Source organism: uncultured Lactobacillus sp., from assembly GCF_902491705.1.
Classification (GTDB): domain Bacteria; phylum Bacillota; class Bacilli; order Lactobacillales; family Lactobacillaceae; genus Lactobacillus.
In genome coordinates this window covers 46,096-53,797 of sequence record NZ_CABUIW010000008.1, presented here as the reverse complement: position 1 = coordinate 53,797, position 7,702 = coordinate 46,096, and the positions used below count along the sequence as shown (strand labels likewise).

6 protein-coding genes are annotated in these 7,702 nt (G+C 36.2%); 5 read left to right on the top strand and 1 reads right to left on the bottom strand.

The genetic code is table 11. The annotated features are described in order from the left end of the window. Positions 1-75 precede the first annotated feature (75 nt). The gene (locus tag RDN22_RS03030; protein ID WP_308555781.1) at positions 76-690 is read right to left on the bottom strand and encodes a DedA family protein; all 615 of its coding nucleotides are present in this window, start codon (positions 688-690) and stop codon (positions 76-78) included. 138 nt (positions 691-828) lie between these two features. On the opposite strand from RDN22_RS03030, the gene uvrC reads away from it, so the two are divergent. From uvrC to RDN22_RS03005, 5 genes are all read left to right on the top strand, one after another. Further along, positions 829-2,631, top strand: a complete 1,803-nt coding sequence (gene uvrC / locus RDN22_RS03025; protein ID WP_308555779.1) for an excinuclease ABC subunit UvrC — start codon at positions 829-831, stop codon at positions 2,629-2,631. A 73-nt stretch (positions 2,632-2,704) separates the two neighbouring features. After that, complete coding sequence (gene obgE, locus RDN22_RS03020) at positions 2,705-4,009, top strand: GTPase ObgE (RefSeq protein ID WP_308555777.1); 1,305 nt, start codon at positions 2,705-2,707, stop codon at positions 4,007-4,009. 23 nt (positions 4,010-4,032) lie between these two features. Beyond that, on the top strand, positions 4,033-5,952 hold the full coding sequence (locus tag RDN22_RS03015) for an acyltransferase family protein (RefSeq protein WP_308555775.1): 1,920 nt from the start codon (positions 4,033-4,035) through the stop codon (positions 5,950-5,952). Positions 5,953-5,968: 16 nt separating this feature from the next. Continuing rightward, positions 5,969-6,904: a ribonuclease Z gene (rnz, locus tag RDN22_RS03010; protein WP_308555773.1), complete on the top strand. Its 936-nt coding sequence runs from the start codon at positions 5,969-5,971 to the stop codon at positions 6,902-6,904. Further along, entirely contained in the window at positions 6,904-7,698 is a 795-nt protein-coding gene (locus RDN22_RS03005) for an SDR family oxidoreductase (protein WP_308555771.1), read from the top strand. The genes rnz and RDN22_RS03005 overlap by 1 nt, the downstream gene beginning before the upstream one ends. The last annotated feature ends 4 nt before the right edge of the window (positions 7,699-7,702 follow it).

Below are 7,702 nucleotides of genomic sequence, written 5' to 3'. Positions count from 1 at the left end.
TTGTTCTTTATTAAATTTAGTCATAATAAAAGACCCAAAAGTGTCTAACTTTTGGGTCTCACTTCAGCTTTTAAGTTAGTCAGCTTTTATTTTATTTTTGTACCACTTAAATGATCCGTATACTAACGCGATCACGATTATGCCAGTAATAACCAATGAATATTCTTCAAAAATAGTAACGATTACTTGCCAGTTTTCGCCCATGTATGAACCTAAGGAAACTAAGATGATATTCCAGATTAAGCTACCAGTAGTGGTGTAAATTAAAAATTTAGAAAATTTAACGCGAGCTGTGCCGGCTGGAATAGAAATTAAACTTCTGATAACGGGGATGCAGCGACCGTAGAAGATTGCGCCTGTGCCGTATTTATCAAACCAAGCAATTGCTTTTTGAACGTCGCCTTTTTTAAAGCCGAGCATTTTAAACATTTTATGATTAAAAATTTTCTCAAGGCGTTCTTCATTTAAAAGAGTACCGATCCAGTAAAGAATGATTGCTCCTAAAACAGCACCGACTGTGGCAGCCACTATAACTAAAGGAACAGTCATTTGTGAGTGATGCGTCGCAAATCCGGCAAAAGAAAGGATTACTTCTGATGGAATAGGGGGAAAGATATTTTCAATTGCGATTAAAAAGCTGATGGCCAGGTAGCCAAATTGGTTAATTAAATCAAAAACTATGTTAGTCATCATTTTTTCTCCTAGACATTTTCTTTAAATATATCAAGTTTTGGTCTAGATAGCTATCGCTTACAAGCAAAGTTAATATCTTCTTAAAAAAGCTGTGTTAAACTATTAATTGCGAATTTTTCATTGGGGTGAAATTGAATGGCAACACAATTAATCGAGAATAAGTTGAAGCTTTTACCAGAAAAGCCTGGTTGCTACTTAATGAAAGACATTAATGGCACAGTTATTTATGTAGGTAAATCTAAAAATTTAAAAAATAGAGTGCGTTCTTATTTTAAGAGCAAGCAAGTTGGACGTCGTGCTGAATTAGTCCGTGAAATTAGAGACTACGACATTATTACGGTCTCTACAGATAAGGAAGCCTTTTTATTAGAAATTACTTTAATCAAAAAATATCAACCATATTATAATGTGCAATTAAAGCAAGGAACTGGTTATCCTTATATTGAAATTACGCGTGAGCATGATCCGCAAACTCGTTTAACTAGTATCGTACATAAAGATGGCGGCTATTATTTTGGACCATATCCTAACGTTTATGCAGCACAAGCAACGTTAAAGTTTATTCAAAAAGTTTATCCACTAAGACGCTGTCATGGTTATCAAGGTAGACCTTGTCTTTATTATCATATGGGACAATGCCTTGGTGCTTGCTTTAAAAAGGTGCCACAAAAAGAATATGATGAACAAATCAAGAAGATTAAGAGCTTTTTGAATGGTGATATTGCTGGTGTAAAACAAGATCTAACTGCCAAGATGGAGAAAGCCTCTGAGCAATTAGAGTTTGAGCGAGCAGCAGAAATTCGCGATCAACTAAAATATATTGAAGAAACAGTTGAAAAACAAAAGATCATTTCTAATGACAATACTCAACGTGACATCTTTAACTACTACGTTGATAAATCTTGGATTTCAATTCAAATCTTCTTTTTGCGTCAGGCAAAATTACTTAGACGAGAAACAAGAATGTTTCCTTTAACAGATACAACTGATCCAGAAGATGCATTTTCTTCATTTATAGTTCAATTTTATGGACAAAGAAATCGCGTTTTGCCTAAAGAAGTTTTGGTTCCTGAAGGAATTGATAATGATACGTTATCAGAAGTGCTTAAAGTTTCTGTAAGAACACCTCAAAGAGGACAGAAGCGAGCTTTGCTTGATATGGCTAAAGATAATGCCAAGTTAAAGCTGGATGATAAATTTAGACTGCTTGAATTAGGTAACCGTAAGACTAAGGGTGCACAAAAAGAAATTTTTGATGCATTGGGATTGCCATATGGCCATATTATTGAAAGTTTTGACCACTCGCACATTCAAGGTGCAGATCCAGTCTCAGCATTAGTTGTCTTTAAAGATGGTGAACCAGATAAGACATCATACAGAAAGTATAAATTAAAAGGTGAAGTTGAACACCAAAATGGTGGCGATGAAGTACGTAATACCCGTGAAGTAGTTAGAAGACGCTACGGTCAACTTTTACGTGAGCATAAGAAAATGCCTGACTTGATTTTGATGGATGGTGGTCAAATTCAAGTTGATGCTTGTGAAGATGTTTTACGTAATGAGTTAAACCTTAATATTCCAGTCGCTGGTATGGTCAAAGACAACAAGCACAGAACTAACCACCTTTTGTTTGGCGATCCAATTAACGGTATTCCTTTAAAACTAATTCCACTTGATCCAAAGTCAGAAGGTTTTTACTTAATGACTAGAATTCAGGATGAAGTTCACCGTTTTGCCATTACTTTCCATAGAAGACGTCATGCAAAGAATGCTTTATCAAGCAGATTGGATTCAATTAAAGGAATTGGTCCTAAGACTAGAAATAAGTTGCTTAGAACTTTTGGTTCATTAAAGAAGATTAAAGAAGCCTCAGTTGATGATTTGCGTGCTGCAGGATTAACTTTACCTCAAGCACAAACAATAAAATTGACACTTTAAGAAAACGTACAAGAATGCGCGTTTGTGTGGTATAGTATTAAAAGTTAGATTAAGACGGAAGGAAGAGATAAGCATGCCAACATTTGTTGATCAGACTAAAATTGAAGTACAAGCCGGAAAAGGCGGCGATGGCATGGTGGCTTTCCGCCATGAAAAGTACGTTCCAAATGGCGGACCAGCTGGTGGCGACGGTGGTCGCGGCGGCAGCATTATTTTTGTTGCTGACAGCGGTTTGCGTACATTGATGGATTTTCGTTATCGTCGTAAATTTAAGGCAGATAGTGGCGAAAATGGTCGTATCAAGTCTCAATATGGTAGAGCAGCCAAAGACCTTTATTTAAAGGTGCCTGTTGGGACAACAGTTTATGACTATAATACTGGAGAATTAATTGGCGATTTAGTAGAAAAAGGCCAAGAATTAGTTGTAGCCAAAGGTGGTCGTGGCGGACGCGGCAACATTCACTTTGCAACCAGTGTTAATACAGCACCTGAAATTGCCGAAAATGGTGAACCGGGTGAAGACCGTGTTTTACGCTTAGAGCTTAAATTATTGGCTGATGTAGGACTTGTAGGATTCCCATCAGTAGGTAAATCTACGCTTTTATCAGTAACTACTAAGGCTAAGCCAAAGATTGCGGCATATCAATTTACCACTTTAACTCCTAACTTAGGTATGGTAATTTTGCCAGATGGACGTGATTTCTCAATGGCTGACTTGCCAGGGTTAATTGAAGGTGCTAGCCAAGGTGTAGGACTTGGAATTCAATTCTTGCGCCATGTTGAAAGAACTAAGGTAATTTTGCACTTAGTATCAATGGATCCTAATAATGGTCGCGAAGCCATCGATGACTATCATACAATCAGAAAAGAATTGCAAAATTACGAAACTGATTTATCTAAAAAGCGTGAGTTAATTGTTGCTTCACAAATGGATATTCCAGGTGCTGAAGATAAGCTCAAGGAATTTAAAGAAGCATTGCAAGCAGAAGGCAATGATGAACCAGTTTATGAAATTTCTAGTGTAACGCACCAAGGTGTACAAAAGTTAATGAGTGACACTGCTAACTTGGTTGAAGAAGTTGAAAAAGAGCGTGCACAAGAAGAACCTAAGGCAGTTGAAAAGACTAAGGAATACAAGTACAAAGCACCACAAAAGAACGAATTTACAGTTGAAAGAGTTGGCGAGCATGAATTTGTAGTTAAGGGTGAACAATTGGAGAGATTGGTTCAAATGACCAATCTAGATCACCAAGATGGTATCATGCGTTTAGCTAGACGACTTAAGCGTTTAGGTGTTGATGATGCCTTACGTGAAAAGGGTGCAGTCAACGGAGACGATGTTGCTATCGGTAAGTTTGTCTTCGAATTTGTACAATAATAAATAATGAGTAGAGATAGATTATGAGAAAAAATCGGTTTATTACAGGATATTCTGGACTTAGAACGTTAGCGGTGATTGGGGTAATCCTTTATCACCTTGATCCTAATTCGTTTATGGGAGGGTATCTGGGTGTACCGATTTTTTTCGTGCTCTCAGGTTACCTTGTAACGGATCATATGCTTAATTCATATGATAGAACTGGAAGCTATGATAATAAGCATTTCTATTTGAGCAGAATTAAGAAAATTTATCCGCAATTAATTTCAGTTTTGTGGTTAAGTGCGGCGTACATTTTTCTTTTTCAACGCAATCTTTTGGCTAAATTGAATCAGATTGTATTGGCTAATTTACTGAACGTCTATAACTTTTGGCAAATTCATAATGGTCAAAGTTATTTTGAACGTTTTGCGGCTAATGAGTCTCCGTTTACCAATTTATGGACAATGTCACTAGAAGGGCAGTTCTATATTTTATGGCCAATAGTTATCTTCTTGCTTGTAAAATTAGTTAAGAAAAAAAAGAATATTTTCTGGATTTTAATAGGTCTTTCTTTAGCTTCTGCTATTGAAATGGCTGTTTTGTATTTGTTAAAAGCTGATATTAACCGTATTTATTATGGAACTGATACGAGATTCTTATCATTAGGTTTAGGAGCAGCTTTAGCGATTATTTGGCCAATAGAGCAATTGAATCCTAATGTACCTAAGAAAACTAGTTGGCTACTTGATTTAACTGGCTTAGTATCCTTTATTTTGCTTTTGGTTATGTATTTCTCAAAGGCAATGAATCCACAACAATCATTTGCATATTGCGGCGGGATGCTTTTATTTACATTCATTGTCTGCGTATTTGCGGCAGTTATAGCCCATCCTGCAAGTCATTGGAATAAAGTTATGACTAATGTCATTTTCGATTGGGTTGGTTCAAGAAGTTACGGTATTTATCTTTACCAATTCCCAGTGATGATCTTTTTTGAAGATAAATTCACGAATATCGGCGAACATCCAATGCTATATCACGTAATAGAAATAGTTTTGATTCTATTAATTAGTGAAGTTACGTATCGCTTAATTGAAAAACCAATGGGTAAAATCAGCTGGGATAAAACTAAAGCTTACTTTGCACGAGTTTTAGATTTAGGGACAAAAGATTACGTTGAAAAGACTCAAGCAGTATTTGCGGCTTTTGTACTAATTTTAGGCAGTATTGCAATTGCTGTTTCTCCAAGAGCTAAAGCAGAAGATTTTAATAAAAGTCAATTAGCTCAAAGAATTGAGAAAAATACCAAAGATCAAAAGAGCGATAATGCTAAGCTGATTAAAAAGCTTAAAAAGCAAAAGCAGAAAAAAGAAGCTAAATCCAAGATTATTAGACAAGCAGAAAAGAATGCTAAGAAACATCCAGTTAATAAATCTTATGTTAAATATGGTATTTCACAGCTTGATTTGCAATTAGCACAAAAAGTTCAAGTTACAGCAATCGGTGATTCCGTAATGGCTGGTGCAAGTAACGATTTAAAGAAGTTAATGCCTAAGGCACTAGTTGATGCAGCAGTTTCTAGACAATTAAATGTTGCATTTGGCTTATTAGATAGTTATCAAAATCAAGGCGTTTTGGCTGATAATGTATTGATTGGCTTAGGTACAAATGGTCCATTTTCTATGGGTGACTTAGATAAAGTCATGCATGAAGTCGGACCTAAGAGAAAAGTTTTCTGGATTAATGTGCATGTACCAACTAGAGATTGGCAAAAACCAGTTAACGATTTGCTAAGACAGGGTGCAAAACGGTATCATAATCTTATAATAATTGATTGGTATTCATATTCGAAGAATCATCCAAATTGGTTCTATGATGATCATACACACCCTAATATAGAAGGATCTAAGTATTACAGTGCGTATATCACCAAAACAATTGTTAAGCATTCAAAATTTTAAGTAGAATAGGATTTTCATGGAATTACAATTTTTAGGTACAGGTGCAGGGCAGCCGTCTAAGCAGCGTAACGTTTCTTGTGTAGCGTTAAAATTATTAGATGAGCTTAACGAAATTTGGCTGTTTGATGTAGGAGAAGCTACTCAGCATCAAATTTTAAGAACAAATATTAGATTACGTAAAATCACTAAAATTTTTATTTCACATAACCATGGCGATCATATTTTTGGGTTGCCAGGACTGCTTTCAACCCGTTCTTTTCAAGGGGATGTAGGCCCAATTACAATTTATGGACCAGCTGGAATTGAACAATTCGTTCGTACATCTTTACAAGTTTCAAGAACTAAGGTTTCTTATCCTATTAAGTTTGTAGAATTATCTGAACCAGGTTTAATTTGTGAAGATAAAGGCTTCCGCGTTTATACGGATAGACTAGATCACCGTATTCCAAGTTTTGGTTTTAGAGTAGTTGAAGCTACTCACCCAGGTGAACTTTTAATTGATAAACTAGCAAAGTATAATATTCCTAATGGCCCACTTCTTGGTAAGCTAAAACGTGGCGAACAAGTAACTTTGGCCGATGGCACTACGCTTAACGGCAAAGACTTTTTGGGCCCAGAAAAGCCTGGTAGAATTGTAACTATCATTTACGATACACGCTCTACGCCAAGCATAGCTCGTTTGGCTAAAGATGCAGATGTTTTGGTTCACGAATCAACTTTTGCAGGTGACGAGAGTAAAATGGCACATAATTATTACCATTCAACTTCTGTTCAAGCAGCTAAGATTGCTCGTCAAGAAAATGTTAAAAAACTATGCTTAAACCATATATCAGCTCGTTATATGGGTGCAAAGGCTAAAAAATTAGAAAATCAAGCTAAGAAGGTATTTCCGAATACAGTCTTGGTAAATGACTTTGATCGTATTGATATTCCGATGAAAGGTGCAGAATAATGAAAGATTCACTAAGAAATAAAGTTGTTATTATTACAGGTGCTTCTAGTGGCATTGGTCGCTCCATTGCCCTTGAAAGTGCTGGTCGCGGTGCTACTGTCATTTTGATTGCTAGAAGAAAAGAACGTCTAGAAGAAATCGCTGCAGAAGCTAAGGAATTATCAGGTGCTGAAGCTTATGTCTTTCCAACAGATATGGGTAAGCCTGATGATATTGAAAAGACTTTTGATGAAATTACTAAGCAAGTTAAGCATATTGACTTTTTAGTTAACTGCGCAGGCTTTGGCAAGTTTGAAGAATTTATGGAACAAAAGATGCAAGACGTAACTAATATGTTCCAAGTTAACGTCTTAGGCTTGATGTACTTTACTAGACTAGTTGGCCGCGTAATGATGGAACAAAAGACTGGTCAAATCATTAACTTCGGTTCAATTGCTGGTAAGGTTCCTACTGTTAAATCAGCTGCTTACAGTGCATCTAAGGCTGCAGTTATTCAATTCTCTAATGTATTGCGCTTAGAGCTTAAGCCATTTGGTGTAAAAGTTATGACTGTTAACCCAGGTCCTGTTTATACTAACTTCTTTAACATTGCTGATAAGTCTGGTCATTATGTTGAAAATGTTCAAGAATTCATGCTTGATCCAGATGATGTTGCTTGGCAAGTAGTTCACTTCTTTGGCAGTGACAAGCGCGAGCTTAATTTACCACTTAGTTTGGCTGCATTGGCTAAGCTTTACAACTTGTTCCCAACTATTGGCGATAAGCTTTCTTTAAAATTTGCTTCTAGGAAGTAGTATA